The organism is Bartonella sp. AC158YNML, from assembly GCF_042196725.1.
GTDB lineage: Bacteria > Pseudomonadota > Alphaproteobacteria > Rhizobiales > Rhizobiaceae > Bartonella.
Genome location: NZ_JBHIQU010000017.1, coordinates 1 through 23,764 on the forward strand (window position 1 = coordinate 1; position 23,764 = coordinate 23,764).

Annotated in this window: 36 protein-coding genes; 2 read left to right on the forward strand and 34 right to left on the reverse strand. The window is 45.9% G+C overall.

Annotated features, from left to right (window positions below):
- The 33 genes from ACFIM1_RS07705 to ACFIM1_RS07865 all read right to left on the reverse strand — a co-directional run.
- The coding region (locus tag ACFIM1_RS07705) for a phage tail protein (RefSeq protein WP_375694571.1) at nucleotides 1-1,017 on the reverse strand (1,017 nt) is incomplete at its 3' end.
- Nucleotides 1,017-1,883, reverse strand: coding sequence for a baseplate J/gp47 family protein (locus ACFIM1_RS07710; protein ID WP_375607978.1), 867 nt, complete (start codon nucleotides 1,881-1,883; stop codon nucleotides 1,017-1,019). The genes ACFIM1_RS07705 and ACFIM1_RS07710, both read right to left, overlap by 1 nt.
- Nucleotides 1,870-2,256, reverse strand: coding sequence for a GPW/gp25 family protein (locus ACFIM1_RS07715; protein WP_375607977.1), 387 nt, complete (start codon nucleotides 2,254-2,256; stop codon nucleotides 1,870-1,872). The genes ACFIM1_RS07710 and ACFIM1_RS07715 overlap by 14 nt, the downstream gene beginning before the upstream one ends.
- A 3-nt stretch (nucleotides 2,257-2,259) precedes the next feature.
- A complete protein-coding gene (locus tag ACFIM1_RS07720) occupies nucleotides 2,260-2,460 on the reverse strand; it encodes a hypothetical protein (RefSeq protein WP_375607990.1) in 201 nt (66 codons plus the stop codon).
- Nucleotides 2,461-2,472: 12 nt separating this feature from the next.
- Nucleotides 2,473-3,066: a baseplate assembly protein gene (locus tag ACFIM1_RS07725; RefSeq protein ID WP_375607976.1), complete on the reverse strand. Its 594-nt coding sequence runs from the start codon at nucleotides 3,064-3,066 to the stop codon at nucleotides 2,473-2,475.
- Complete coding sequence (locus tag ACFIM1_RS07730; RefSeq protein ID WP_375607975.1) at nucleotides 3,063-3,584, reverse strand: hypothetical protein; 522 nt, start codon at nucleotides 3,582-3,584, stop codon at nucleotides 3,063-3,065. The genes ACFIM1_RS07725 and ACFIM1_RS07730 overlap by 4 nt, the downstream gene beginning before the upstream one ends.
- Nucleotides 3,581-4,075, reverse strand: coding sequence for a phage virion morphogenesis protein (locus ACFIM1_RS07735; RefSeq protein ID WP_375607974.1), 495 nt, complete (start codon nucleotides 4,073-4,075; stop codon nucleotides 3,581-3,583). Before ACFIM1_RS07735 ends, ACFIM1_RS07730 begins: the two co-directional genes overlap by 4 nt.
- Nucleotide 4,076: 1 nt before the next feature.
- The gene (locus ACFIM1_RS07740; RefSeq protein WP_375615408.1) at nucleotides 4,077-4,499 is read right to left on the reverse strand and encodes a phage protein Gp36 family protein; all 423 of its coding nucleotides are present in this window, start codon (nucleotides 4,497-4,499) and stop codon (nucleotides 4,077-4,079) included.
- Between the two features lie 15 nt (nucleotides 4,500-4,514).
- Complete coding sequence (locus ACFIM1_RS07745; RefSeq protein ID WP_375607989.1) at nucleotides 4,515-5,480, reverse strand: capsid protein; 966 nt, start codon at nucleotides 5,478-5,480, stop codon at nucleotides 4,515-4,517.
- A 12-nt stretch (nucleotides 5,481-5,492) separates the two neighbouring features.
- Nucleotides 5,493-5,834: a hypothetical protein gene (locus ACFIM1_RS07750; RefSeq protein WP_375607972.1), complete on the reverse strand. Its 342-nt coding sequence runs from the start codon at nucleotides 5,832-5,834 to the stop codon at nucleotides 5,493-5,495.
- Nucleotides 5,831-6,844, reverse strand: coding sequence for a phage protease (locus tag ACFIM1_RS07755; protein WP_375615409.1), 1,014 nt, complete (start codon nucleotides 6,842-6,844; stop codon nucleotides 5,831-5,833). Before ACFIM1_RS07755 ends, ACFIM1_RS07750 begins: the two co-directional genes overlap by 4 nt.
- A 431-nt stretch (nucleotides 6,845-7,275) precedes the next feature.
- Entirely contained in the window at nucleotides 7,276-8,481 is a 1,206-nt protein-coding gene (locus ACFIM1_RS07760) for a phage minor head protein (RefSeq protein ID WP_375614063.1), read from the reverse strand.
- Nucleotides 8,474-10,075, reverse strand: a complete 1,602-nt coding sequence (locus tag ACFIM1_RS07765) for a DUF935 domain-containing protein (protein ID WP_375615410.1) — start codon at nucleotides 10,073-10,075, stop codon at nucleotides 8,474-8,476. Before ACFIM1_RS07765 ends, ACFIM1_RS07760 begins: the two co-directional genes overlap by 8 nt.
- 12 nt (nucleotides 10,076-10,087) lie before the next feature.
- Nucleotides 10,088-11,710, reverse strand: a complete 1,623-nt coding sequence (locus tag ACFIM1_RS07770; protein ID WP_375615411.1) for a hypothetical protein — start codon at nucleotides 11,708-11,710, stop codon at nucleotides 10,088-10,090.
- Complete coding sequence (locus ACFIM1_RS07775; RefSeq protein ID WP_375694575.1) at nucleotides 11,703-12,284, reverse strand: phage protein Gp27 family protein; 582 nt, start codon at nucleotides 12,282-12,284, stop codon at nucleotides 11,703-11,705. Before ACFIM1_RS07775 ends, ACFIM1_RS07770 begins: the two co-directional genes overlap by 8 nt.
- A complete protein-coding gene (locus tag ACFIM1_RS07780) occupies nucleotides 12,247-12,603 on the reverse strand; it encodes a hypothetical protein (RefSeq protein ID WP_375607967.1) in 357 nt (118 codons plus the stop codon). Before ACFIM1_RS07780 ends, ACFIM1_RS07775 begins: the two co-directional genes overlap by 38 nt.
- On the reverse strand, nucleotides 12,600-12,914 hold the full coding sequence (locus ACFIM1_RS07785; protein WP_375607966.1) for a DUF2730 family protein: 315 nt from the start codon (nucleotides 12,912-12,914) through the stop codon (nucleotides 12,600-12,602). Before ACFIM1_RS07785 ends, ACFIM1_RS07780 begins: the two co-directional genes overlap by 4 nt.
- Nucleotides 12,911-13,126 carry a hypothetical protein gene (locus tag ACFIM1_RS07790; RefSeq protein ID WP_375607965.1) on the reverse strand — a complete coding sequence of 72 codons (216 nt, stop codon included), beginning with the start codon at nucleotides 13,124-13,126 and terminating at the stop codon, nucleotides 12,911-12,913. Before ACFIM1_RS07790 ends, ACFIM1_RS07785 begins: the two co-directional genes overlap by 4 nt.
- Nucleotides 13,119-13,457 carry a hypothetical protein gene (locus ACFIM1_RS07795; protein WP_375607964.1) on the reverse strand — a complete coding sequence of 113 codons (339 nt, stop codon included), beginning with the start codon at nucleotides 13,455-13,457 and terminating at the stop codon, nucleotides 13,119-13,121. The genes ACFIM1_RS07790 and ACFIM1_RS07795 overlap by 8 nt, the downstream gene beginning before the upstream one ends.
- Nucleotides 13,450-13,737: a hypothetical protein gene (locus ACFIM1_RS07800; protein ID WP_375607963.1), complete on the reverse strand. Its 288-nt coding sequence runs from the start codon at nucleotides 13,735-13,737 to the stop codon at nucleotides 13,450-13,452. The genes ACFIM1_RS07795 and ACFIM1_RS07800 overlap by 8 nt, the downstream gene beginning before the upstream one ends.
- On the reverse strand, nucleotides 13,734-14,315 hold the full coding sequence (locus ACFIM1_RS07805) for a glycoside hydrolase family 19 protein (protein ID WP_375607962.1): 582 nt from the start codon (nucleotides 14,313-14,315) through the stop codon (nucleotides 13,734-13,736). Before ACFIM1_RS07805 ends, ACFIM1_RS07800 begins: the two co-directional genes overlap by 4 nt.
- Nucleotides 14,316-14,401: 86 nt before the next feature.
- Nucleotides 14,402-14,809: a helix-turn-helix domain-containing protein gene (locus ACFIM1_RS07810; protein WP_375614061.1), complete on the reverse strand. Its 408-nt coding sequence runs from the start codon at nucleotides 14,807-14,809 to the stop codon at nucleotides 14,402-14,404.
- A 6-nt stretch (nucleotides 14,810-14,815) separates the two neighbouring features.
- The gene (locus tag ACFIM1_RS07815; RefSeq protein ID WP_375615412.1) at nucleotides 14,816-15,433 is read right to left on the reverse strand and encodes a gp16 family protein; all 618 of its coding nucleotides are present in this window, start codon (nucleotides 15,431-15,433) and stop codon (nucleotides 14,816-14,818) included.
- A gap of 23 nt (nucleotides 15,434-15,456) precedes the next feature.
- Complete coding sequence (locus tag ACFIM1_RS07820; protein WP_375615413.1) at nucleotides 15,457-16,080, reverse strand: DUF3164 family protein; 624 nt, start codon at nucleotides 16,078-16,080, stop codon at nucleotides 15,457-15,459.
- A complete protein-coding gene (locus ACFIM1_RS07825; protein WP_375615422.1) occupies nucleotides 16,064-16,342 on the reverse strand; it encodes a hypothetical protein in 279 nt (92 codons plus the stop codon). Before ACFIM1_RS07825 ends, ACFIM1_RS07820 begins: the two co-directional genes overlap by 17 nt.
- The gene (locus ACFIM1_RS07830; RefSeq protein WP_375607958.1) at nucleotides 16,342-16,617 is read right to left on the reverse strand and encodes a hypothetical protein; all 276 of its coding nucleotides are present in this window, start codon (nucleotides 16,615-16,617) and stop codon (nucleotides 16,342-16,344) included. The genes ACFIM1_RS07825 and ACFIM1_RS07830 overlap by 1 nt, the downstream gene beginning before the upstream one ends.
- On the reverse strand, nucleotides 16,614-17,645 hold the full coding sequence (locus ACFIM1_RS07835) for an AAA family ATPase (protein WP_375618796.1): 1,032 nt from the start codon (nucleotides 17,643-17,645) through the stop codon (nucleotides 16,614-16,616). Before ACFIM1_RS07835 ends, ACFIM1_RS07830 begins: the two co-directional genes overlap by 4 nt.
- A 345-nt stretch (nucleotides 17,646-17,990) precedes the next feature.
- On the reverse strand, nucleotides 17,991-19,970 hold the full coding sequence (locus tag ACFIM1_RS07840) for a transposase domain-containing protein (protein WP_375615415.1): 1,980 nt from the start codon (nucleotides 19,968-19,970) through the stop codon (nucleotides 17,991-17,993).
- Complete coding sequence (locus ACFIM1_RS07845) at nucleotides 19,967-20,425, reverse strand: hypothetical protein (RefSeq protein ID WP_375615416.1); 459 nt, start codon at nucleotides 20,423-20,425, stop codon at nucleotides 19,967-19,969. The genes ACFIM1_RS07840 and ACFIM1_RS07845 overlap by 4 nt, the downstream gene beginning before the upstream one ends.
- The gene (locus ACFIM1_RS07850; RefSeq protein ID WP_375615417.1) at nucleotides 20,422-21,282 is read right to left on the reverse strand and encodes a ParB/RepB/Spo0J family partition protein; all 861 of its coding nucleotides are present in this window, start codon (nucleotides 21,280-21,282) and stop codon (nucleotides 20,422-20,424) included. Before ACFIM1_RS07850 ends, ACFIM1_RS07845 begins: the two co-directional genes overlap by 4 nt.
- A complete protein-coding gene (locus ACFIM1_RS07855) occupies nucleotides 21,282-21,680 on the reverse strand; it encodes a hypothetical protein (RefSeq protein ID WP_375615418.1) in 399 nt (132 codons plus the stop codon). The genes ACFIM1_RS07850 and ACFIM1_RS07855 overlap by 1 nt, the downstream gene beginning before the upstream one ends.
- Nucleotides 21,664-21,804 (reverse strand): hypothetical protein, encoded by a 141-nt coding sequence (locus ACFIM1_RS07860; protein ID WP_375615419.1) that lies wholly within the window; start codon nucleotides 21,802-21,804, stop codon nucleotides 21,664-21,666. Before ACFIM1_RS07860 ends, ACFIM1_RS07855 begins: the two co-directional genes overlap by 17 nt.
- A 72-nt stretch (nucleotides 21,805-21,876) precedes the next feature.
- Nucleotides 21,877-22,170 (reverse strand): helix-turn-helix domain-containing protein, encoded by a 294-nt coding sequence (locus ACFIM1_RS07865; protein WP_375614894.1) that lies wholly within the window; start codon nucleotides 22,168-22,170, stop codon nucleotides 21,877-21,879.
- A gap of 151 nt (nucleotides 22,171-22,321) precedes the next feature.
- Here ACFIM1_RS07865 and ACFIM1_RS07870 point away from each other — a divergent pair, with 151 nt between their 5' ends.
- Both ACFIM1_RS07870 and ACFIM1_RS07875 read left to right on the forward strand, forming a co-directional pair.
- Entirely contained in the window at nucleotides 22,322-22,852 is a 531-nt protein-coding gene (locus tag ACFIM1_RS07870) for a helix-turn-helix transcriptional regulator (protein WP_375615420.1), read from the forward strand.
- A gap of 12 nt (nucleotides 22,853-22,864) precedes the next feature.
- Nucleotides 22,865-23,392 (forward strand): helix-turn-helix domain-containing protein, encoded by a 528-nt coding sequence (locus ACFIM1_RS07875; protein ID WP_375694578.1) that lies wholly within the window; start codon nucleotides 22,865-22,867, stop codon nucleotides 23,390-23,392.
- 83 nt (nucleotides 23,393-23,475) lie between these two features.
- Here the strand turns inward: ACFIM1_RS07875 and ACFIM1_RS07880 are convergent, their stop codons facing one another.
- On the reverse strand, nucleotides 23,476-23,634 hold the full coding sequence (locus tag ACFIM1_RS07880; protein WP_375694579.1) for a hypothetical protein: 159 nt from the start codon (nucleotides 23,632-23,634) through the stop codon (nucleotides 23,476-23,478).
- Nucleotides 23,635-23,764 lie beyond the last annotated feature (130 nt).

Genomic DNA, 23,764 nt, shown 5'->3' on the forward strand with positions numbered 1-23,764 from the left:
CAGTTCATGAGCTTCAAGCCAAAGCTTGCCAGGAGGGGTTTGTTGTGCAAGAGAGCCATGAACGAGAAGGGAAACAGAGGTGGCTTGTTTGTCCGCAACATCATGAAAGTCTGTGCGAGCTGCCAGAAACAACAGAGTGCCGGTTGGGGAAGGGTTAAATTTGTTGCCACAATGGTTATAAACACCCTCTAAAACCTGTTCGACAGGCGCTACAGCATAGCATCGGCGATACCCAATCAGAGTGTTGTTTGCGTCTCTTAAAGCCAAATAAAGGGGACGATTTTGGAACCATTCTGCCATGAGTATGTCGCGTTCATGTTTTTTGACCGAACACCACGGAAAATTTGCCAAATCCCAAGGGTAATCAATTTGCTTCCAGCTTAACTCCTCATCCCCGTCATCAATCCAGTTGCCAATTAATGTGCCTTCTTCTTTCGTCAGCGTGTGATTGATTTCTGTTGTGCGTCCAAAGGAAAACAAAGTTCCCCCAGCTGTAAGACAGATGCCACTCTCGAAGTCCAGCATGCACTCATCAAGGTGTGACATATTGCATTCAACAGCTCCAACATCATAACCATAAACACCACGACGAAAATCAGAGCGCAAACTTTTGGAAAGTCTCACGATTGCTTCAATGGCTTCAAGCTGTGTTCGTTCAGGCAAGTGATCAAAATCAAGTTGAAAGGAATTCCACCATGCACGCCCAGACCATGCGGGCTTAAAACGCGCGGAAAGCTCTAACCATCTCAACCCCATCTCTATTGCCGCAAGGGAGCCGCGAATATTTTGCCATGCAAGTCCTTGGTCAATCAAATCATAAGAGTTAGAGAAATAAGGGCTTAATTCTTGCAAACCATATTCATCAATGAGAGAGGGTAACCAAGAAGGGGGACGCGTGATTAATTTGGCACGGGAAATATCTTCGAGTGCCCTTTTAACTTGAGGATCAACAGCCATTGCGTCAGCAAGACAACGTTCAAACAAGCTTGAATTTGGGGGCAATAACAACGAGAGCATTAATAAGCGTGCCCCCGTAATGATAAGGCAATTTCCCCTAGTGTCACTGCTTCATGAGGCGCGACCAGAATATCCTTGCACGGTTGCGTTATGTTCACATGGTGCACACCCTCAACCATCAGGCGACTGAGTATCCAACTTAAAGAAAGATCACGCCCAAGCCTCCATGTGCACGCCCATTCTTCTCTCAAATTCTGCTCTGCTCTTTCCAAAACAAAGGAGCCTTCATCCGGTAACAACCAAAAATCAGCAGAAACATTGATCACCCGCTGCACCGCACTTTTGACCAAGAGAGTATCATTGGTCATTTTTACCTGTTTTTCATCAAGGGCGGCTTGCACCTTGGCAATTAAAGCTTCATCTGCCACCCCTGATGGGCTGTCACTAAAAAGAGCCACATGAATAATCGGGCTTTTGCCCTCACGATAAACAAAAGCATCTTTGACATGGATATCACTGGAGAGCGCAAAATATTGATAACGTGGCGCTGTGCCCCCTGTGGAATGTCCTTGTCTATTTAAGCGAATGCGGCGGCGAAACCGCTCATCATCTTCATCCAAAAGGCGCGTGACCCCATGAAAATCCCCCAAATGGTCTAAACTTGTCCCACGCGCAAATTCTAGTAAATTGTCTCGCGCTACTTCATTGATCCGTTGGCGCAACAGCAACTCTTCATAAGCAGCCGCTTGTAATTGAATGACCACGGGGTCATAGGCGGTCTTTTCCACATTATAAGGAATATGATGGGCTGCAAAAACATCCATCAAACGCGCAATCTTTTGCTCTAAAATTGCTTCAACAGAAAGCTCTTCAATAATTTGTGGCAAAGGAATCTGTGAAAAGGGTAAATGTTCAAGCTCTGCCATAAGAGACCTCTAAAGGAAATTGCATCTCTTGCCCATGGGACCAATCCCCCAAATGGCCATCGGGATAAAAAACTCCCCTTAAAACAAAGTGGAATGTTCCCTCACGCGTTGCTTTGGTCAGATCAATCCTTTGCAATGAGAACCCAGGCTCTCCACATTCTGGATCATCAAGCGCGCAGGCAATAGCTTGATAAAGACGTAAGATTGTTGCAGGATCAGCATTGGCGTCTTGGAATTCTCTGACATCACACCCATAATGGCGACGCAAAACCCGTGTTCCTACCCTTGTCATTAAACATTTATGGAGTGATTGTTGGCAATGCGCAAAGCCATACAAGAGAGAGCCATCCTTTTCGCTCATCCCGCACCGCATGCTTTAAGCCCCTTTGCTTGTCTTTGTGGTAGAAACCGTTGGGGTCGCCGCAACAACAGGGGCTGGTTTTTCAGCAATCTGACCAAGCAGCAAAGGGTATTTTGCTGCCTCTTCACTTAAACAAATTTCCTCACCCTTGCCCGGTGAACGTTGACCAGCAACAAAATCGGCATTGGTTAAAATAACATAAGTGTTCTCACGCATCATAAAACTCCTTTAAAGAGGGGAAGAGGTTGTGGAGGGACCCATTTTGACCCCGCCGTGTTTATGGCTTGCGCCAACAGATTTTTGATTATGCTGTAAATCTTTTGCTTCAATCTGCACACTGCCCGTTAATTCAACACGGGTTGCTTGATGAGAAAGCACCAAACCTTGTGCACTCAAATGAATTTGGTTTTCCCCATGGGAAAGAATAAGTTCATCTTTTGTCATCCGCAAAGCGCCACCGGCATAACAGAGCGCCAACTCTTCGGCGTGACGGGCTGGATTAGGCATATCCTCACTATAGCTATCGCGTACAACCAGAGAGGCAGAGCCAATCTCACCATGGGGGTTCAACAACCGCACCGGATCACCAACATGGAGCGGCATATTGCTGGAAACAGCCCCCGCCGCTTCTTGCGCTTGTAGCCAAGGCGATAAAACCGCTTGTCCATTGGCACTCTCAGAGAAAAGTTTCACCCGAACCCTATGGCCATCAACTTGCACAACCCGCCCAATCATGTGTTGGTTGGCAAGACAGCGTTCAAGGGCATCAAGACGCTTCATGATTTGTCGAAAGGTATCACTTAAGAGATATGCGTCATTCATGCCCCCACCTCATTGTCCCATGAAATCAAACCACTTTTGAGTTTTCCCTCATCACAAAAAATATCTTTTCCCAAATGATACAAATCTTGGTGCCATTCCACCACACTAATCGACACACCACGCTGCTTAATCGCCGCAGAGATAATCGGTTCAATCTGGACATCACGCGGGGCACTCAAATGCGTTAGCCCCCACAATTGCCCGCTATGGCATAAAACCGCAATAGCTTCTGCCAGAAGCCAACTTTGGATATCACGCTCTTTACCCGTGGTAATAATAAAAGCCCCTAAATGAAGATCAGTACTCTGCTGTCCAGAAGCCACAGAACTCAAGCGGCTTTCTAACACCGCAACCCGTATTGCTGGAGCCACAAGCATTTGTGTTTCCAATTCTTCTAAATTAAAACGCCCAAATTGACAGCCGCAATCACGCACATCCGGCAAAGCGCCTTTAAGGCTCCGTATCACCGCTTCACGAAACTGATTAATGCGCCCTGCTTGCTTGACCGTTTGACTCATGAAAAGACCCTTCCCAGCCAATCTTCTGCCGCTTTGACAATTTCCACTTTATTGCGTTCTGAAAGCCCCAAATAAGGACGGGCGGGCATGGTTACCTGATGCACACAAACAAAGCGGTGTGCTTTGCTGCTTTTCAGAAAAAAGCGCAGTGTCTTGCCATTTTTCGGGTGAATAACCCCACCCAATTGATGAATCCGTGCATAAACCAACCCACTCCCCACAATCACCTTTTCTGGTGAAGCTTTCATATCAATGGAGCGTGAAAGCGCCCCACTGGCAAAAAGAATGGAGGTGCGAGCATAATTGTTTTTCCACTTCTCTCCTTGGGCAGAGGTTTTTTCACTTTGAATCCGCCGCCTTGTGCTCTCTTGAATGAGACGTCCAACCCCTTGTGCCAAAGTCCCCATCGAACTATCAGCCCCCTTTTGCAAAAAGGATAAAGCCGCTTCAAGCCCTGTCTCTTTAATCTCAATATGGGTTGCAACAGACATATTACCTTCCCATCAAACGCGGCTTAGCATGGAAAAAAGCCCCATCCTTAACAGGACCATCTTCGCTCATAATTTTAGGTTCATCCACACCCAAACCCGCTTTGCCTTCCGCAATGCGTTTCAGTAAATCAACCGCCTGTTTGTAACGATCTTCAATGGTGGTGGTCAGTGCCGTATGGCGTATGGCTAAATTATAAACAGCAATATTGACACAGATCATACCCAGAGCCGCTGGCTGTCCAACAATGGGGACACAGTAGCGATGAGACAGATGCACATCAATCTCACCACTTGCCTGTTCAAGCGCAAGATCAATGGCTTTTCTTAAAAGAACTGGATCAGAATGCTCATCCATCCCACATAAGTCGGTCAAGAAATCAACGCCCCAGAGCTCTTCAATCAATCTTTTGCTTGCATAAGCCATGTTTAAAAGTTTCCCTTAGACAACTTCTTGCAACAAAACACCGGCATCTTTTGCGGCGACCAATTCACAAACGCGTTCACCAACACGCACCCGTTTACCGCCCGACAAGCCGATATCTGGATCTTGGATCACTCCAGACAAACGCTCGCCTAACTGAGCACTAAAGCCCCAACTGATCACCGAACCATCTGCCTGTTGTTTGGTAGGATCAATATAAAGCAGAGCAATCTTATTGCCCCAAACGCGTGCCAATTGTGCCGCGCGTCCTTTGCGGGCCAAATTCACTTGCGATTCACCAATGAGTAACCGATCGGGGTGTATTTCCATCAGATCAGCAAATTGCGCCTTGGTGACAAAACCATCAGCAGTGCCACCCCCTTTAACGGCTTTAATGATTTTGGGATGACGTTTGAGTTTTGACCAAACAACTTTGCCCATAACAATGGTGTTGGGTGTATAGACGAGACTTTTATCCATCGCCTCATCTAAAACAGCATAAGGGTCAGATTTCTCATAATCGCTAAATTTATTTTCACCCTTAAGCGTAATCACCCGCTCTGGTGCGTAATTTTCACTTCTTTGCACAAGCGCTGCCACACGCACTTCACGCCCCAACTCCAGCAAATTGGCAAGACCTTCTACTGCTGTCTTTTCGGGGTTATAACGAGAGCGCTTTTCTGCTCGTGCGCGTGCCGCTGCTTCAATATCTGAATTGGGGATGAGATCATCAAGTCCGTAATCTTTGACACTAGCTTCCCGTTCAAAGGCAGAAAATTCCACCACATTCGGGCGTCCTTTCCGCCCTATCTCAAGCTCAGGCACCGTAAAATTTTCCGCTAAGGGAAATTCACTATATTTAAACACTTCACTTAAAACAGAAACACGGGGCAAAACTCTATCGCCAATAAGAGAGCCAGCTGGATTGCGATAACCAATAGCAATAGCGGTGAGTGTTGGATCAATGGGAAAAGGTCTGTTCATCATAAGCCTCGATTAATTAATTTTAAAAGAAATAACATCACCAGCAGAACCATCACTCATGGCAATACCAATCGTGCGATCTGCAGCTTCCGCTTTAATGGCGTGTCCTTTGGGGTCAGAGGTCAAAAAATCACCAAAAGAAACATTGCCCCCACAAACCACTTCGCCCCAACCACATTGGCCAACATCAATCATCTCACCAGCCTTTGCGCTCAATGCCCCAGCAGTCCCTAATAATTTATCACCCTTACCAGAAGCCGTTGCCACCATTCCCTCAGTGCGCGCTGCAACAATGCAATAAGGTGAAATCACATCTATGGCGCGAAAAGATTTAATTAAAATCATCGTACTCATGATTGGCGCTCCTTTTGTTCGCAAATATAATCAACTGCTTGGCTAATGGTGATATCCCACCCTTTTTGCTTCTGCTCTTCCTTATAATGGCGTGCCGCAACAGCAATCTCTTCTGGCGCAAGCTTTGGTTCTTGCTTGAGACAAGAGGTCTCCAAAGGACTCCTAGCGGCAAGCGCCGGCAACTTCTCGACCAAACTTTTAAAATGTTCCACACCCCCTTCAAAGCTACAGAGTGCACGATATTCCTCGCGGGCAGCCGGCAAGATTTTGCCCTCTTCAATGGCCTTGTCTAAAAGGCTCTCAATAGCCTTATTTTTCTGCTCTTCTTGCAAAAGCGCTAAATCTTCTTGCACCTTTGTCAATTGAGCACAAAGTTCCACGCGTTCTTTTTCGCGCGCTTTAAGCGTTGCTAAAATCTCATCCGCTTTAGCATCTTCTGCCAGCTCCAGAGCACTGGCAATGGCTGTCAAATCCATCATTTTCTCCGTCAAAGTTATAGGGGAAGGCTGTTCACGGCTTAAAGCCGTCATGACAAGGGCTGGACGGTTCACCAAACCAGCACCGGCTAAATTTAAAATTTCACCTTTCTTCGAATGGCGAAACTCCGGCGAAAGATAGCGATATTCTCGGGCAATAATTTTTTTGGTAGCCATATCGGTCCATTTAACCCGCCCCCAAATTGCACCATCCCGCTCTGCTAACTCTTCAATCCAGCCACTTGCCGGCGCTTCCAAGCCATTTCTCGCTCGGTGATGTTGCCCATGCTCATAATCAATCACAAGCGGTCCTTTATTGGCTGCAAAAGCTTTTAAAATAGTTTGCGGGTTATAATGCCATTGTCGTCCATCACGAGCCTTCACATGCGGCGCTTTGGGCAAAAGCTCGACCCACTCAGGCGCTTGGCTAACGGTAACGTCTTGGCAAAGATCTATTAACGCGGCATGAAATGTCTCGTCATGACATATCTCAGCATGCCCATCTTCGCCATTTTCGTGAAATTCTTGCTCCATAAACATTGCCTATTGCTTTACAATTGTCATTGGCAATACAATGCATGAAACTTACTCCCACTATAAGTCTGACACTGTCAGTCAAAAGAGCATTTCTCAAAAAAGCACTCTTTTCCCTATTATTCTTCTTGTGAGAGCCCCCCGTGTCAAACCATCCCATAAAATCGTTTTCAAAGGCACTTCAAAGGCGATAGAGCGCCGTTGTGAAGTTAGAGGTACAATTTATCGTCTTATACAAAAAAGCCTCTCTCAAGCTGTTTTTTTAAAGATTGCTTTTAAACTTTTAAACTGTTACATTATCCGCGAGGCGTGAGCCAGTTATACCAGGACGGTTTTACCGGATCTGCGAGGAGTTGACCGCCCTCCACGCCTTCTCATTTTCCTCGCCTCTTTTCCATTAAGAACAAAAGACTTTCTTCCTGTTGTTTTCTTTACAACAACCTCTCGCCCTTTTTTTCAGCCGCATCCAATAAGCGTCCAATTTCTCTAGAGCTCTTTTTATGCATGGAGGTCAACCACCATTCTTGTTTGCTTGCCACGAATTTAACTGCTAAGCGCCACCATACCCCATCATTTTCACCCAAAAACACAACGCTCGGTACACCTTTTCGCCTGATAATGCCATGGGGTTTTATGAATGTTTGAATGGCGCCACGAAAATCATCCAAGCGAAGATCACGCGCTTGATGCTCTAACAAAATATGTTTCACACTGTCTGAAGATAAGCGAATAAGAGAACCGTCCGCTGCAAAAACATCACCCACCTTATTTATCATCGGAGCAATGGGAATAAACCCGCGAGGCATACGTCCTTCAAACATGGCTTCCAAAAGTGGTGAACCCACAATATCTTCAATGGCAATGCGTTTTCGATTGTCCCCCATCACAGAGACTTTATCACTCAAAAAATTGCTTAAGTTTTGCGCGCGATGTTTCCCAGGATTAGAATGCCAACCAGGATCAATCCCCTTTGGTATCTTCTCAATTTTTCCCGTTCGCTTATTGTGCCAAACCTTCTGCTCCACTTGAAGTGGCGGCGAATCCTCTTCATAGCCTAAATCTTCTGCTTCATAACGGCTTACCTGTCGCACACTACATTTACACCGCCAGCCATTGGGTGGATAAAGCCAATCCCAAACCGGATCATCAACAGGTGCCGTAAACCCCACCCAACTTTCATGTTCTAAACGCTTATGTTCTGAACTCGACAAAGCATAGGTGAGATAGGGCAAAAATTCTTTATTATTTTGTGTGCGCTCCCACTCGCCTGCTGCATGCGCACTCATGGTATTAGCCCAATAGACCGTCTCTAAGCGTCGCGGGCTGCCCAATTGCACCACGCTCTTTTCACCAGTTTTGGGGTCAATGCTGGTCTTTTTACCCCACCAACCCTTTTCTTGTAAAATCGGCATCAGATTTTTTTGAAATTCTTGAAAAGGAACTTGATGTTTTATAGCCTCTCCAACCGCTTGTTTAAAATCTTCTAAAATGTCATAGCCTAGCGATTTTGCCACCGTAAAGGAAAAGGCATGTTCTTCTGGTGCTATATCACGCCAATCAAAACTTGGAACAAGTGCCTTGGCTTCAAAATAACGGGTGACCTCTTTAGGGGCGGTTTTAAAAAGTTCCTCATCCATGATACCCAAGCCCACGTGCAATCATTTGCACCTTTGCCAAGCGCGCTGCTAATGCATGATGATCCATCTCACCCAATAATTCATCTAAGCCTTTAAGGATATCCTCATAACTTTTTGCTTCTCTCACAAGCTTTTTAAAAGGCTCTAAAAGGGGTTCTAAGTCCTCTTCCCAGTCGCTTAAAGCTTCTTGTGAAAGCCGGTCCAATTCGTCGTGATGTTTCCCACCCTGCTCTTTTCCACCCTTGTCCTCTCTTGTCACAGAAACATCAAAAACACCTCCACAATCAGCACAAACATGAGCCTTTTGTCTTGCCTCACCATCCTCTTGTCCCCTCTCATCATCAAACGAATTATCAGGAGCCTTTAAAACATCCTCTTCTTTTTTTGGTTGCGAAAAGCCAATCTTATTGCGCACTTCTTGCGCCCCAACACGCAAACCCAAGGGCACAAGTTTTTCCAAAGCGTCACTGATGGCTTTAATATCTTCATTTTCAGAAATCGGCCAATAGACAAGGGGAGTGCGCTCTTGGCGCCCAAAATTAATCTCAACAAAGGGCACAATCAAATCACGATTAGCTGTCAAGGCTAATTGGCGTGCATCAGCTCTTGCAATATCATGGCGTACATTTTCATGAATGCGCGCTTGCGAAAAAGACGAACCTTCATCCGTCGTCATCGTTTGCCCCAATACCCCTTTAGAAATCTGCCGATCTAAATATTCCGCTTTGACACCAAAAACCGCATTGCCACTGCCCCCTGCCGCTTCAATAAATTCAATCTCCATCTCTTTGGGAATAATCGCTGCCGCATCACTGGATAAATCACGCACCGCTTGAATGAGAACCCGCCGTTCCTCATGAGAAGAGCTCGCACCATATTTACCCACACGCAAAGGCATGCCATAAACTTCTAAGAAAGCCATCCAATCTTTCAGTGTATAAGACTTGAAGAGAAATGCCCAAGCTGCAAGCCGCGCAAGCCCAGAACGAATAGGCAAACCGCTTTTCAACTTGGGTCTGTGAATAGAAAATTTATAAGCAGGCAATTCACTTCCATTAAAAGACCCCTCTTCTTTTAAACGCAAATGAAAACCATCCCGCCGATCCAATTGAAAAAACCGCTGGTCACGCCATTTCCAAGCAACCGGCCACCATTCCTTGGCACTCTTGTCCCACAAAGTTTCAACAACCGCATAGCCTTTTCCCAAAGCATCTAACAAATCCGTCACATAATCATCAACAAAGGTAGGTGCACTGATCACTTCCCGCACCGCATCTGCTATCTTTTTGTCCTGTGCACTGCTGCTTGCTGCAATCACACTAGGTTCCACCCCTGTAAGGGCATTTTTACGCATGCCAAGCACAGCACGATAATGCAAATCACGCTCTTCCATATCATCGGCAAGTTGGAAAAACTGCTCTGGATGCCCCTGTGCTGCCTGTTGCAAAATATCAGCAAGTTGCGCAGGGGTGAGACCACTGACAATGGTTTGTGACCATACATCACGAACACCGCCAACGGTAGGGCTTGCAACTTCTCGCTCCAACCCTTTGATATTAAGCGCCCTGACCCACTGATCTAAAAGTTTTACCATCTCATTATCCCATCAATAAATCTTTGATCGCATTGTTGAAAAAAAAAGCGTTGAAAAGAGCGAGCTTTCATCAAAATGATAAGCCTCTCTTACAGGTGTATAATCATAAATTTCAGGAGTTTGGCGGCTGGCAAAATAAGCCAAAGCGCAAGCAATCGCGCTATCACCATGGCGCATAAAACCGTCACTGCCTTTAAAACGGTGATTGTCTGGAATTTTCACAATGCCATTGACATAAGCAAGCGCTTGATGATCGGCAACAATGTCACTATCGCGCGGCAAAACAATCGTCCCATCCCCAAAAGCTTCTAAATAAGCCGGCATTTCCTTGCCATACCAACTTTGTGACAAGGGAACTTCCTTCACAAGAGCTCCATAACGTTGCGCCGCTTTTTCGGCTAAATAAGCCCCATTGCCCCGCGCATCTAACGCGCCGCCCATCAAACGCGGCAAACCATTCACCCCATAAAATAAAATCTCTCTTTGTTGATCAAACGGCGTATTGCGCAATTCCACCATAAACCGTACACGGCGCACCAAATCTTGTCCCACCTCCATCACCACAATGGAGGTGGCATCACCACTGCGGGCAAAATCAACGCCAAAAACATGTTGGCGCCGCCGGTCAAGCCCAGCATGAAGAGGTTTTATATGCTTCTCACACCAAGCAAAAGCAGCAACACTTCGTTGATGTTCCGATTGATTTTTAAAATCATCCACACAAGCAAAACGCAACACCGCAATACCCGGAACACAACAATTTTCAATCTGCAAACGTGTTAAAGCCGCCCCTTCTTGATCGGCTGGTATGGCATCTAATTCTTGGCGCATAGCAGCCAAACGCACCCCATAAGAGGCACGAATTTGCTCTTCCCATTGTTGCTCAGATGCTAAACTCCACACCTCCCCCTTCATGGCACAAACCCGTTTAAACAAGCCATTTTTAACAGCAACACCAAAGGGGTAATAATGCACCGAAAAAGGCACTTTGCCTGCTCGTGCTTCACGGATCAATTCATTGAAAGGATTGAGCACACCATTATGGGTGGAGATCACACGGATTTTTCCTCCCCAAATGAGCAAAGCATTGACAGCATCCAAAACAGCGCGCACATCTTGATGAAACGCCGCCTCATCAATCACTACAATGCCCTGTAACCCCCGAATGTTTTCAGGGCGGCTAGAAAGCGCCTCAACCCGAAATCCCGAAGCAAAACGCACCCGATAAGCAGAGATATATTTCGTTGAACCATCCGCCCTTTGATCAGAGAATAAAAATTCCTCCACATCCCCACTGTGGCTTGTAATGGCTCTGGCAAAATTGCTCACATAGCCAATAAATTCACGCCCCTTGTCTCTGGTGTCACCAATATAAAAAACATTATCGCCCCCTGCCTTAACGGTTGCCGCCGCAATAAGAGTATCATCCAAAGCTTCAGCAAAAGTAATACCGGTGCGCCGCCCCTTTTCCACCAATTTTAACGGTGATTTATCCTCAATCCATGCCCGTTGATGCGCCATCAAAACGCCTTCCGCTAAGGGATCACTCTCTTTGGGAAAAGCACTTTTCCGCCAAATATCAAAACCACCTTGATGATCAAAGACATGACTTTTTGAAAAGGGCTGTTCAGCCATGTTTTACCCCCAACACCTGCGCACGTATAGCCCGCGCTGTTTCTTCTGAGAGCCCCGCCGCTGCTGCTGCCACATCAACCGCTTTACTTGCTTTAGTGGTAAAATCCTTCTCTAATCTTTGCCGTCTGGTGGTCGACAAATGTTCAGCCGCCAAAACTCCTTTGAGCGCATTGGCTAATTCTTGTGTCGCTTTTGGCGAAAGGTTTTTCCCACTGCTCAACGTTGAAAAAATCAACTCCTTAATCGCTGCCGCCGTCAAAAGAGTGATATTATCAGAAGCTTTGGCATCAAAACGCTTGGAAAGGCTTGCGGCAATTTCTCTTGTCTGTTCTAGGCGCCGTGACATCACGGCTAGCCGCAAAGAATAACGATTAAAACTCGAAAAGGAGGGTATAGAAAAGCTTAAACCCGTTTCCTTTCGTAAAGCCTTCAAAGCTGTTTTAAATTCATCATAAATGGCTTTTTGCGTCTTTTCACGCCCGTTTAAAGCCTCAGCCGCCTCTGCAATGATTTGATCACAAGCTTGCGGCAATAAATCAATCGCCGTTAAACGTCCACGCCCGACCTTGCGCATCCTTCACCTCATATTTTATTGATGAACGTTTAGGCCGCTTAATCCCCTCAATGGAAAAGCTTCGGTCTAAATGACGTGCTCCCCGTTCTGTTAATGCCGCAAGAAAAACCGAACCCACACATTTTAACGTAACAGCACCTTGATCTTCCATCCATGCCAGTTCATTATGCACAAAGTCGCGATCGCGCCTGATGCCATAACTGTATAAAAGCCGCTCAATCATCGCACTCGATAAAGTTTCACTGCGCTCACAAGCAAGCCCTTTTAAAATAATCAACCGCGCTTCTTCACGGATGATTTTATCCATATCTGCTTTCATTTCTTGGCATTCTCCAACAAAAACTCTTGCAAGCGCTCACCAATGGCTGCCACCGGTTGTAATTGTGCAGAAAGCGTATTGAGGCGACCATTCAATTTCTCCATATTTACTTCCAATCTTTGCAGCGCATCACGATCAGGCAAAAAATCCATCTCTGTTTCTAACTTTTGCACACGCTCTTTAAGCGCCGTGATATCTTTCAGCATTTCCCGCGCACCGGAAGAAAAATAGGCTCTCAAAACCCCACAAATCGCAATAACCGATAACAATAAAGACAACCAGCCATTGGCAACACTGATATCCAAGTTCACTTAAAAGTCCCCTCTCTTGTGCCTAAAATCGCCCTCTCCGCAGCTTTTCTGCGCTGTTCACAAATCAATAAAGCAGCACGATCACGCCCCCAATAGTGCACCACTTCGCGCGCATTCAAAGCACGCTCTGGCAATAAAGCTGGGCGGGAACACGCCATGCGAACAACAGGCGGCAATTCAACCGATAAAAAATGATAAGAAAGGCTACCCACCGGCTTGTGTGTTGAGCAAGCGCACACGCTCAAGCCCAATGCCACCGCCAGTAACCGGCAACTTCCCATTGACTTCCTCCATTTTGATAAGCTTTTGTTCTAAAGCAGAAATCACCCCTTGCGCTCGATGCTCAGATTCCAACGCTGCTTGTCTTTGTCGCTCTTGTACAAGCAGTGCACGCGCTGAAGCCTTGGCAATCTCCAACTGCCAATACAAATCACGCGCCTTTTCCGCTTTTAAAATTTGCGCTTTCATAAAGCCAAAAGCCGCCAACATCACACTGACAAAAAAAAGCAGACCAAAAGACAGTTTTGAAACAGGGCTAAACATTGCTTTTATCTCCCCACCCCGTTATCTCCACCCCATCATAGGAGCGGCTATGCCGCTTATGGGAATGTTTCCTATTAGAAAAATCCATAGAACCAAAGCCACGATGCACCCCCAGATTGCCAACAATAATCGCCACCATCGAAGGAATAGAAATGCTCGCCATATCAACAATATGCGGAGCCCCCCACAAACCACCAGAAACGAGCAAAAAAATAACCCCCCAAGCAAACCAAAAAGACCACCATAAATAGAGCCTAGAACCACGATAAGAGGGCTTCATGCTTTCACCTCGCCTCCAAGCCCCAAAAGCTTTTTGGCGCGGTTCAAATAAATCAAACGTTGCACAAGTCCATTCTTGCCCCCATTGATCGCCTTGGTAATCCTGAGATAATCATCTTGATCAGCCAGCCTATTCAAGCCTTTCATTTGCCAAAACCAAACAGCAGACCAAAGCGCTGCTGGAAACTTTTCCAACTCTTCTGGAAAATCTTCACAATCAACCGCTTGTTTATCAACTGAGCACCAAAACCTCGTAAAACGGCGATAATTATTGCGCCCCGTCAACTGGATCAAACCACGCCCCTTAAAGCGCACCCCATCACCAGGGTTGATATTGCCTAAATCACGCCGCCCCTCATAAGCACGCCCAGAGGCATATTCACAAACGGTAAAAAAGCCATCACTCTCATGCGCACATTGGCTTAAAAAATGCGCAATACGCAACGGTGTTGTGAGTGCCCCATAGGATAAAGCTTCAGGCAACACGCGTGCCATTTCAACAATAATAAAATCTTGACGCGCATGATGCGCCAGTTTAGGCGCAAGGCGGTGAAGAAAAGAAGCATCTATTGAAATCATAACAAACCACTCAATGCATAAAAATCCATGCGCAGTTTATCGGATCTCCACCCCCAATATAAGCCTGACACTGTCAGTCAAAACTCTCAATACTCATAAAACTCTGGAAATAACGAACCTTGTGGTTCTTGCAAAGATATTTTCTTCTTCAAGCGATAGGCTGTACGCACATGCATACCAGAAACAGCAGCGGCAGCATCCACCGACCAGCCTTTTTGCAACGCTTGCACCATTTTTTGCCGCCGTTCAGCATCTCTGCCAAGGGGGATAAGAAGGCGCACTCCCGAACCATTAAAACAAAAATAGTTGATCAATTGCTGCGCTTCTTCAAACCCAACAATCTCAATCAACCAATCCGCACTCTCAAGACGCCCAGGTATATAAACTTCTCGTCCACCAAAAGCCCGCATCATATTCCATGCTGCTTCACTGCCCGCAACATCAGCTATTTCTCGCAATAAGGCAGGAAAATCGCTATAGACTTCCTCTTGCATACATGCTTACCCCTCGCTTTTTACACTTTTACGGATTTTCCGCCCCCAAACATTCATCACTTCTCTAAAATCGCTCCCATTCATCTCGCCCAAAGCTTTACCACTTAACGCCATAACACTTTGATGAAAAGCACCAAGCTCAAACACAGCATCCGGATTTAAACACTTCCATTGGGCACACAAAATGGAAATGCTTGGTTTCTTCCTCCATGAATCTTCGCGGTTTTTCCCTCTCCAGTCAACCCCACCCTCACGCTGCAACCAACCTTTCAACGCCTCAATGGCTCTGCATGCATCATCGCTATCGCGTAAAAAGCGAATATGATCAACGCCTGTCTGTCTTTTCACAAAGGCAAGCAACGCCTTATCTGAACGATCACGGATAATGCCAAGATTCCACCCAGCAATCCAGAGCGCCTGGAGCTTCTTGGCATATTTTCCCTCTAAACGCTTGCCATTGACCTCACCCCCATATGCTCGCATTTCTTGCATCACAAAGCGCTGTTCTGAAAAATTCAAATCTTTTGCCGATTGCTTGCCTGTCAATCGAAAAAGCAGTGCGCGATAGGTCTCATCATCAAGACCTAACGCGCGTTTGCCCATATGAATAGCCGCTAAAGACATGGTATCCCCTTATTATCTCCCTTTTATGTCTTGGCTAAATCAAGCGTCACAGCCCGCCAAGGGCTTTCCAATGTATCGCGCTCATAAAAACGCACATATTCCTTAGATGTCGTCACACGAATAGCTTCACGAATGGCACGCATCGCCTCTTTCCAGCGTGGATCATCAATATCCAAACGCAGCAACATAAAGATTTCCCCCCGATTCACCTTACCTTCTTTATCCGTATTAAAAGCACGTGTAATAATCGCACGGATTTCAGGGCGTGCATCCGCAGACCACTCATTCAAACACTCATCAAGAAGGCTTTTAGCAATTTGCAATTGCGGTCCAAAATCAACACTTTCCTGAACTTGCACCTTAATGCGTTGCAAACCATCAAAGCTTGTATACGTGCAATTGCCCTTTTTGCCACGCCGCTCCACACCATATTCTTGCGCAAGCAAGCTATCAAAACCACTCAAATCCGCAATCGTATGGCTGTTAAAACGTGCAATCCTTGCCGATAATTCTTTCGCAAAACCCATAATTTTGCGCACCGTTTCATCCTCAAGCAAATCCGCAGGGCGGATTAGGCTTACTGGCACCAAAGCCCCTTTCGCATCCTTCATATAACGCGTACCTTCAAGTTCAATTTGTGGATTCATCACCAACTTCCTCCTGTGTTTTTTGAAACCGACGAAACGGTAAAATAGAACCCGATAAAGGGTCATATCCCGCTTTCAATTGCCAACGACACCGCATAAGCTCATGACCTAAAATATGATTATAGCCCGCGAGACGACGCAAATAATCATTCAATTCTCGAACATCTTTCGCACTCAGAAAAATGCCCTCCATTTCATGCTTGAGTAAAGCAGAACGCAAAGCAACCAAGCAATCTCTCACCATATAAGGGTTCCGTTCCATCATTTTCCGCCTCCAAAATCCATATGAATAACCGTTCCTTTCTCACCCTCATCACTCTTGGCATGAAGCGCTTGGCTACAACGTAAAGCTTCCACAACTTGGCCTTCCAAAACCGCATCAGCCTCCCCCAAACGGTGAACACTCAACTCCAATTCAAGCAATAACGCCAAATCAACACACAATTTAAGCTTTTCTCCAATATCAAAACCGCATTGATAATCGTCATAAAGACCAACAAGCGTATCGGATAATTCTTTGTCGCATAAAGGGATCATGCCAATTCCTCCACGTCACGGTTTTTCCATGCCGCTTTGACATGTTTAAGGGTCACCTCACACCCATCTCCAAGCGCTGCCATGCGTGCCAACATCATGGTTTTGTCAATTTGCCGCAAAGCTCCTGCTTTCAAACCAATTCCCGTCAAAAACTTTATCGCACCAACATCTTCAATCCCCCAATCATGAATGCGCGCTGCAATATCCTCACTATAGGGCTTGCGACGCTTCAAATGCATCGCCAATCGGCTTTTAATTTGCGCATAAGAGGGACCATTTTGACGATGAACCAACCGTCCAGAGATTTCATCATTGCCAACCAAAGCCAACCCCGTACCATTGATATCAACAAAGTGGCGCAACTGATTAATCGCTTCATCCGTTAAATTTTGCGCCTCATCAACGATCAACAACGTGCCACTGCCCACGCGCTCTAACTTTTTGCCAATAGCACGCGTTAAGCGGGTGGGATTATATTCCACCACCTCCAATTCTGCTGCCATATCATTCAAAATACCATGAACACTACGCGTATGCGGGCTTGCTGTCACCAGATAAACATGCGGGCGGGTCGCGCGGTAATGGCGGCAGGTTTCGGTCTTACCACTGCCCGCATCAAGCGTAATCATCACCATATCCCCCGTACTTTGCGCCAGTGTTAAAGTATCAATGATCTCACTAGCAATTCGATTCCTCTGAAAAGCCGGCTTTTCAGGAATGCGCTCCAAAAACCCCGCTGTTTCCTTTAAAACCTCAACCCATTGTTGAACCTTCGCATTTTGCTTCCCCAACTGTCCCGCATAACTGCCCGCATACCATTGCGAAAACGTCCCATCCGGCATGCCTATGCGCCGCGCCACTTCCGCCTTAGACCAATCATTCATTTGCCCCAAAGCTCTCACTGAATCCACAAGCTCATTCCATAAAGCAATGTCATCACTGTTGCGGTTTTGTGCTGTTCCATTGGGCTGGATTTTAGGTCGCGCCCAAGGATTTTTATCGACCGTTGCATTTATCGCGTTTTTCATGTATATTCCCCTCTGTATTGATTTTAGACTATTGATAAGGGGAAAGGCTCCAACCTGCCCCTTATCTTTTGTCTTTACAATGAACATTTAAAGCCGTACGCGATACTAAAACGGCTCCCTTACAAATTCCCCTCTCTTTCTCACACATCAGGGAACTTGCTAACTCCACGTATCTCACCCGATCAGGCAAAGATACCTAGAAACTTCATGTATTGATTAGACTTTGAAATGGATAAGATTCCTCCCCCCCTTTCTTTGTTAACGCTTCAAGCCGTACGCGATACAAAATCGGCTTCCTTTTGAGAATTCTTATAAATCCCCCCTCTCTTTTCCTATTTCCTTATTTTATTGCTTGGGAAACTTTATCACTTCACGCTCTTCATCAGACGCCGAAAGCTTTCTCAAAGCTTTATGTAAGTGTTGACTAAATTCTTGGGCGTCCAAAGCCTCATCATCGTCTGCTTTCAAAGCTAAATTCCCCACGTTGTTTGGCATCAAGCGGCTCACCTTTGGCTTTATCGGAAGCTTCGATTTGAACGCTTCATCCTTTTTCTCAAGGCGACCATAAACATCAGCCAAGTGATCAGGTGCAAGCTTTGCCGCTAGCTGTTTTTCTGCTTTAACAGCCTTCACATATTCTTTACGCAAACGCCCATTCAAGCGCGCCGCATGCTGGTCATAAAAACCTACATCACAAAGGCATGGTGCCAAACAAAGCAACCGATTATTCAAATCATAAACCCGTAAATCTTGATGCAAATTATCCGGATCAAAGCGTACAATCACCTTTTTCCCCGCATGCTCATTCAACGCCCGCGCCCAATAACGATTGCCATAAAAATGGATCTCGCCCGTACCCTTTTGCGCACGCAATGCTTCTGAGGTTAAAAGCCATAAAGCCCGTTGTGCTGCCGTTGCTTGCCGAATAATCGTCCCCTCTGCTTGCAAGCTCTCAGTAAAGGTCTCATCAAAACTGCGCCCCGCACAATTAACCGCCTTACGCCCCGCTTGCGCATTATGCGCCACAATTTGCGCCCCAACATGGGCTTTAAACGCTTCAAATCCTATCGCGCGCTTGCCATAATCTTCAGGCTTGGCATCCGGTTTATTGCCCGTATAAGCCCCCGCACAAAAGGGATGTTTAGAAATCGCTTCTGCCAGATCACGCCATGCCCGCTCAATCGGTTTAGACTGTCCGCTATAAGGGGTGGTCCATTGCAACTGCACACCCAAACTCGTCAAAAGCCCTTGCGGATCATCCGGCTTAATCTTAAAACGAAAGCGGTTTTGCACACCTCCAGAAATCCATTTGCTGGTAAAGGCACGCCCATTATCCAAGGTCATACGCTCCGGTATGCCATAAGCTTCCACCATATCCCCAATCACCAAACGAACGATTTCCCAACTCTCAGCATCCGATAAGCGCCACGATAAAATCTTGCCCGAATAAAGATCTTGAATGGCAATCAGATAAAGCCGCACAGGCTTCTCTGTCCAAGGAACATTCACAAAAACATCCAGCTTATGCCCGTCCATATTCACTGCTTGCAGTGCATGCAGGCTGGAGCGATCACGCCGTTGGGCTGGATAAAGCTTTTTTGCCTTTTCTTCTCCCTCACGCGCTAAAACCACAACAGCCTTAGAAATTTGCGCCTTAAAACGACGCCGCAATGCCCGCTCAGAAGGAATGGGCTCAAAACCCCGCTCCTGCGCAACCGAAACCATGCGCCGATAACACGCCGAAAAAGCAGGTTTAGAAGGGCGCAAATAATCCGAACAAAAAACCTCCCACGCCCCATCATGACAAGGCGCAAATTGCGAAACATTCTCCTCACAATAACAAGGCGCTAAAGCTGCCAACCAATCAGAGCGCTCATACCCCTCCACCATCTGCCGCCAATTAAAAAGCGACATCCGGCTCACACCAAATTGCACCGCACTCAAACTTGCCGCATCATGCACACCCATACCAGAAACAAGCAAATCATCCATAAAGCAAAGTGCCTTCAAACGCTCTTCACAGCGCCTTTTATGCGCCTTTGAAAGCCCCTCATAACGCACCCAAATGCTTGTCTTTTGCTCCCCTTGCGTTTGTTTCACATCAACAGCCCCACCAAACCGCACCAACAATGCCGCCCGCGCCCCCTCCGGCAATAAGGAAATGTGAACTTCTACAATAGGTCGAGAAACCCCTTTAACTTTACGTGTCAAACCACTTTGATGACGCCATGTGGTCGCCAAAATCTTACGCAATCCGCCCTTACTCTTCGGCAACCCTGGCAAAGCTGCTTCAGCCAATTCGGCAATAGTAAACCATTCTTTCATGGTTGCCCCCTTTTAATGCGAACCGGCGTTGCGCGCATGGCTTTCAATCGCGCTGCAATCTCCCGCTGTTCCTGCTGCAACCGCGCAATCTCTGCTAAACGCGCCTCATCCCCTTGCAACAGCAACAATCCATCTTCACTCACAACCTCATCCCAAAGCCAATAGGCTTCTGTTGCCCGCACAAATGCCTTAAACCGCGGCAGGGAAATATCAACCTGCTTACTTTCCGCAACATAAGCATCTAAACTGGCCTTACTTAAACACCCAATCCCTAAATAATGCGCCATGCGCTCTGCAATCTCACTGCGCTCATGCCGGCATTCTCTCAAAGCCCGCGCCATCGCACGCTTAATGCGTGAGCGAAACCGCCCTAAATCAATCTGTGCAACGGGTTCGCGGCAGGGAAAAACCGGCTTTTGGAAAAAATCAAGCTGTTGGGAACCACGCGTCTTCATGCTTGCTCCTCCCCTCGTTCTCTTGCAAGATAATCACAAAACCGCGCCTTTGTCTGCGCATCTGCTCTCTGCCACACCCCTAATAACTGAGCAAAAATCCGTTCCTGTTCATTAATTTGCGGCGGCGTATTAACCCCATTGACCAAATCAACAGCCCGCCGTAAATCTCCATCAACCTGTTGCAAAGCAATCGCCACCCGCCGTTGCGCAACCGGCTCCATCTTGGCTAATTTCAACAATTGCGCTTGATTATCCGCCAATGCCGTCCCCCGCAAAACAGACCGCAACTCCGGCTGTAGATGTTGGGCAATACAGTTAAGACGTTTTACAACATCTTGAGAAAAACCAATGCGGTCCGCCACATGTTTGGCAAAGTGCAAACCTTGCACTTTGCCATTTAAGTCACTATCATTTGGCAAAGGTGCAACTTGCACCTTTGCCACTTTGTCCTTTGTATATTGATTACCATGGTCACCACCACGTTGAATCTCCCCATACTTCTTTTCCCACAATTCGCGGTAAGTCTGCACAAAAAGCGCACGGTCAATCACTGACAATTCATTGCGAAACAGATTTTCAGCCACTTCTAAAAGCGCAGCATTCTCTTTATCCGCCTGCACCACAACAGCATCAATGTCACTATAGCCCAAAAGCTCAGCAGCACGAAGCCGGTGTGCACCAGCAATAAGCGTATAATTGCCCTCTTTAGCATTGGGGGTATGGCGCACCGTAATCGGATTCATCAATCCCTCCCGCGCCATTGATTGTGCAAGTGCCTTGGCATGCTCATCATCCACAGGGCGTATACGCTCCGGTACCACAATCACATCAAGAGCAAGCTTTTGAAACTGTGCCATCACGCCCCCACCTTTCTGATCTCTTTAAAGAACAAATCCATCGCACGCCCCGCCCATCTTCGATAAGCTTTCGCAAAAACGGGTTCTTCCAAACGCCGGTTAATCACTTGCAAAGCAAGAAAGATAGCAGTCTGCTTCCGTACTTGCATCGCAACAATACGCCGCCGCGGCACCTCAAATTGATAATGCAAAATATGAATGGCAATTTGCCGCGCTAATATCGCATCAAATAAGCCATGCGGTGGGTCAATAATATACCGGATTGGTACATGCCGAAATCCACCACTCACTGCTTTTAAAGAACAGGAAAGCATCATTTGTAATCGCTCAGCTTCTGAATAAGGATTAAAGATTTCTCTTTTTGCCTCTGGCATCCATAAATTATAAGCAGCAACCATAACCACCTCCTATAAAAACAATATGACCACCCCCTAATCGCCAGAACCACCCCATCCAAACGGCTGTTCTATGATGCAACTCTATGCAATTTATCTTGCCTATTTCGTATTGATCTTTAGACATTGATAAACCTTTTCATCTTATGGTAATAAATTCATGGCAAATGCGCAAAAACGCAAAGCCGTGTAACGAAGTTCAAGCAGCATTACCGCGCAATGCGGACTGTGTTGCCGAATCTGTATTGGCATGTTTTGCTGCTTTAAAAATGCGACGGCGACTTTTGGGGTAGCGGTCGCTAAAAACCTGCTCGACGGGCAAGCCAATAAAATCGGCAATAGCACGTTCGGCTTTCTCGTTAGACCGTGTCCAGATGTGTTGAACACTGGATGACGAGAGTTGATATGCTTTCGCGAGCTCCGCCAAGGTCATGTTACGGCGGCGTAGCTCAGCTAAAATACTATGGCGATCCCATACTTGTGTGATAGTCATAAACTTCGCTCCTGCTTCAAACGGATGCTCCCACATCCGTTTTTTGTGGGGTTAATTGTAAAATATCTGCCCTCTATATCGGGCGGTAATATGTAGTTAATTCATTTTATATGTTTTGTAAACATAAAAAATGAATTTATGAGGTATTTTTTTGGCACGTCCCGATTCAGAACCAAAAACACCATTGGCAAAACGCCTACGTGACATAAGAAAAATGCTTGGAAATGAAGAACGCGGTGCTTTTGCAAAAACTCTTGATTTAGCGAAAGGTACGCTCGCAAATTATGAGCTCGGTGTAAATGAACCACCAGCATCTATCGTAATTGCCTATCACAAAATTTATGGCGTAGACTTTCATTGGCTTCTCACTGGAGAAGGCGAAATGTTTAGTGACATGGCAAAAGCGAAAGCAGCAGGTTTTAAACCACAAACCATTCCTACTGGACTTATGAAAAAACTCGGTCGCATAGCTTATACAACCTATCGCGATGCTAAAATAAAACTCCCCCCTGAAGATATAGCGGAACTCGCGGCGGAACTTTATGGAAAACTGCAAGAGCTTGTTCAAGATATCAACGACACGGAAGAAGTAGAAGCAACTTTCCCTCTTCTTAAAATTCATTTAAAGCGTCAAATAGAGGCTGAAAGAGTACATCTAGAAGCTACACAAGATACGGCTTAATGCCTCTTTAATATGACACGACAAAGAAATGAACCAAAAACCCCATTAGCAAGACGCCTCATAGAGGTAAGAAAGCTTGTAGGCTTATCTCGTGATATATTTTCTCTTAAAATTGGTATTAGTATTCAAGGGCTTGGCAATTACGAACGCGGTGATAGAACCCCAGACGCAACCGTTTTAACATCATATGGAGAAAAATTTGGGATCAACCTAAATTGGCTTTTGACTGGTGAAGATGAAATGTTCATAAACATGATGAAAACTCAGTCTTTCAATATATCTCCACCAGCTATCCCTGCTGGTCTCATGAAAAAGCTTGGTCGCATAGCTTATACAACCTATCGCGATGCAAATATAAAGATCCCTCCTGAAGATATAGCGGAACGCGCGGCGGAACTTTATGGAAAACTGCAAGAGCTTGTTCAAGACATCAACGACACGGAAGAAGTCGAGCTTATTTTACCTCTTCTAAAATTGCATTTAAAGCGTCAAATAGAAGCTGAAAGAGTACATCTAGAAACTACACAAGATACGGCTTAATGCCTCTCTAAAATGAAAAATACAGGCGCGTTTCTCTTTACATTAAGAAAATGAAATAATACATTGTTTTTAAAGAATTATATTTACAAAAAATAGAAACGCGCCATATGGCGCATATCTTTTTTGCTTTTTTTGTCATTTTTGGTTGGTTTTGGAGTCGATTGAACTTTTGGATTGATTTTTTTCACAGGGTCTTCAAAGGCGGTTTTCTGGGCTTTCACAGACTTTTCAAAATTTTTCACAGGGTTTTCAAAGACCTTTCAAAGCCTTCTCTCATTTTTACTATGAAAACGCTCTTTTTTCTGATTTTCACTATTTTTCGCTCTTTTTTACAATTTTAGGTGTCAAAATCTATTTTGACAAAACGCGCAT

Bases quoted from the DNA above. Each gene is read 5' to 3' on its own strand.
- ACFIM1_RS07710 (WP_375607978.1), bottom strand. From the start codon at position 1,883: ATGGCAGAGCTTGAACATTTACCCTTTTCACAGATTCCTTTGCCACAA.
- ACFIM1_RS07715 (WP_375607977.1), bottom strand. From the start codon at position 2,256: ATGCGGTGCGGGATGAGCGAAAAGGATGGCTCTCTCTTGTATGGCTTT.
- ACFIM1_RS07720 (WP_375607990.1), bottom strand. From the start codon at position 2,460: ATGCGTGAGAACACTTATGTTATTTTAACCAATGCCGATTTTGTTGCT.
- ACFIM1_RS07725 (WP_375607976.1), bottom strand. From the start codon at position 3,066: ATGAATGACGCATATCTCTTAAGTGATACCTTTCGACAAATCATGAAG.
- ACFIM1_RS07730 (WP_375607975.1), bottom strand. From the start codon at position 3,584: ATGAGTCAAACGGTCAAGCAAGCAGGGCGCATTAATCAGTTTCGTGAA.
- ACFIM1_RS07735 (WP_375607974.1), bottom strand. From the start codon at position 4,075: ATGTCTGTTGCAACCCATATTGAGATTAAAGAGACAGGGCTTGAAGCG.
- ACFIM1_RS07740 (WP_375615408.1), bottom strand. From the start codon at position 4,499: ATGGCTTATGCAAGCAAAAGATTGATTGAAGAGCTCTGGGGCGTTGAT.
- ACFIM1_RS07745 (WP_375607989.1), bottom strand. From the start codon at position 5,480: ATGAACAGACCTTTTCCCATTGATCCAACACTCACCGCTATTGCTATT.
- ACFIM1_RS07750 (WP_375607972.1), bottom strand. From the start codon at position 5,834: ATGAGTACGATGATTTTAATTAAATCTTTTCGCGCCATAGATGTGATT.
- ACFIM1_RS07755 (WP_375615409.1), bottom strand. From the start codon at position 6,844: ATGGAGCAAGAATTTCACGAAAATGGCGAAGATGGGCATGCTGAGATA.
- ACFIM1_RS07760 (WP_375614063.1), bottom strand. From the start codon at position 8,481: ATGGATGAGGAACTTTTTAAAACCGCCCCTAAAGAGGTCACCCGTTAT.
- ACFIM1_RS07765 (WP_375615410.1), bottom strand. From the start codon at position 10,075: ATGGTAAAACTTTTAGATCAGTGGGTCAGGGCGCTTAATATCAAAGGG.
- ACFIM1_RS07770 (WP_375615411.1), bottom strand. From the start codon at position 11,710: ATGGCTGAACAGCCCTTTTCAAAAAGTCATGTCTTTGATCATCAAGGT.
- ACFIM1_RS07775 (WP_375694575.1), bottom strand. From the start codon at position 12,284: ATGCGCAAGGTCGGGCGTGGACGTTTAACGGCGATTGATTTATTGCCG.
- ACFIM1_RS07780 (WP_375607967.1), bottom strand. From the start codon at position 12,603: ATGAAAGCAGATATGGATAAAATCATCCGTGAAGAAGCGCGGTTGATT.
- ACFIM1_RS07795 (WP_375607964.1), bottom strand. From the start codon at position 13,457: ATGTTTAGCCCTGTTTCAAAACTGTCTTTTGGTCTGCTTTTTTTTGTC.
- ACFIM1_RS07800 (WP_375607963.1), bottom strand. From the start codon at position 13,737: ATGAAGCCCTCTTATCGTGGTTCTAGGCTCTATTTATGGTGGTCTTTT.
- ACFIM1_RS07805 (WP_375607962.1), bottom strand. From the start codon at position 14,315: ATGATTTCAATAGATGCTTCTTTTCTTCACCGCCTTGCGCCTAAACTG.
- ACFIM1_RS07810 (WP_375614061.1), bottom strand. From the start codon at position 14,809: ATGCAAGAGGAAGTCTATAGCGATTTTCCTGCCTTATTGCGAGAAATA.
- ACFIM1_RS07815 (WP_375615412.1), bottom strand. From the start codon at position 15,433: ATGTCTTTAGCGGCTATTCATATGGGCAAACGCGCGTTAGGTCTTGAT.
- ACFIM1_RS07820 (WP_375615413.1), bottom strand. From the start codon at position 16,080: ATGAATCCACAAATTGAACTTGAAGGTACGCGTTATATGAAGGATGCG.
- ACFIM1_RS07825 (WP_375615422.1), bottom strand. From the start codon at position 16,342: ATGGAACGGAACCCTTATATGGTGAGAGATTGCTTGGTTGCTTTGCGT.
- ACFIM1_RS07830 (WP_375607958.1), bottom strand. From the start codon at position 16,617: ATGATCCCTTTATGCGACAAAGAATTATCCGATACGCTTGTTGGTCTT.
- ACFIM1_RS07835 (WP_375618796.1), bottom strand. From the start codon at position 17,645: ATGAAAAACGCGATAAATGCAACGGTCGATAAAAATCCTTGGGCGCGA.
- ACFIM1_RS07840 (WP_375615415.1), bottom strand. From the start codon at position 19,970: ATGAAAGAATGGTTTACTATTGCCGAATTGGCTGAAGCAGCTTTGCCA.
- ACFIM1_RS07845 (WP_375615416.1), bottom strand. From the start codon at position 20,425: ATGAAGACGCGTGGTTCCCAACAGCTTGATTTTTTCCAAAAGCCGGTT.
- ACFIM1_RS07850 (WP_375615417.1), bottom strand. From the start codon at position 21,282: ATGGCACAGTTTCAAAAGCTTGCTCTTGATGTGATTGTGGTACCGGAG.
- ACFIM1_RS07855 (WP_375615418.1), bottom strand. From the start codon at position 21,680: ATGGTTGCTGCTTATAATTTATGGATGCCAGAGGCAAAAAGAGAAATC.
- ACFIM1_RS07860 (WP_375615419.1), bottom strand. From the start codon at position 21,804: ATGTCTAAAGATCAATACGAAATAGGCAAGATAAATTGCATAGAGTTG.
- ACFIM1_RS07865 (WP_375614894.1), bottom strand. From the start codon at position 22,170: ATGACTATCACACAAGTATGGGATCGCCATAGTATTTTAGCTGAGCTA.
- ACFIM1_RS07875 (WP_375694578.1), top strand. From the start codon at position 22,865: ATGACACGACAAAGAAATGAACCAAAAACCCCATTAGCAAGACGCCTC.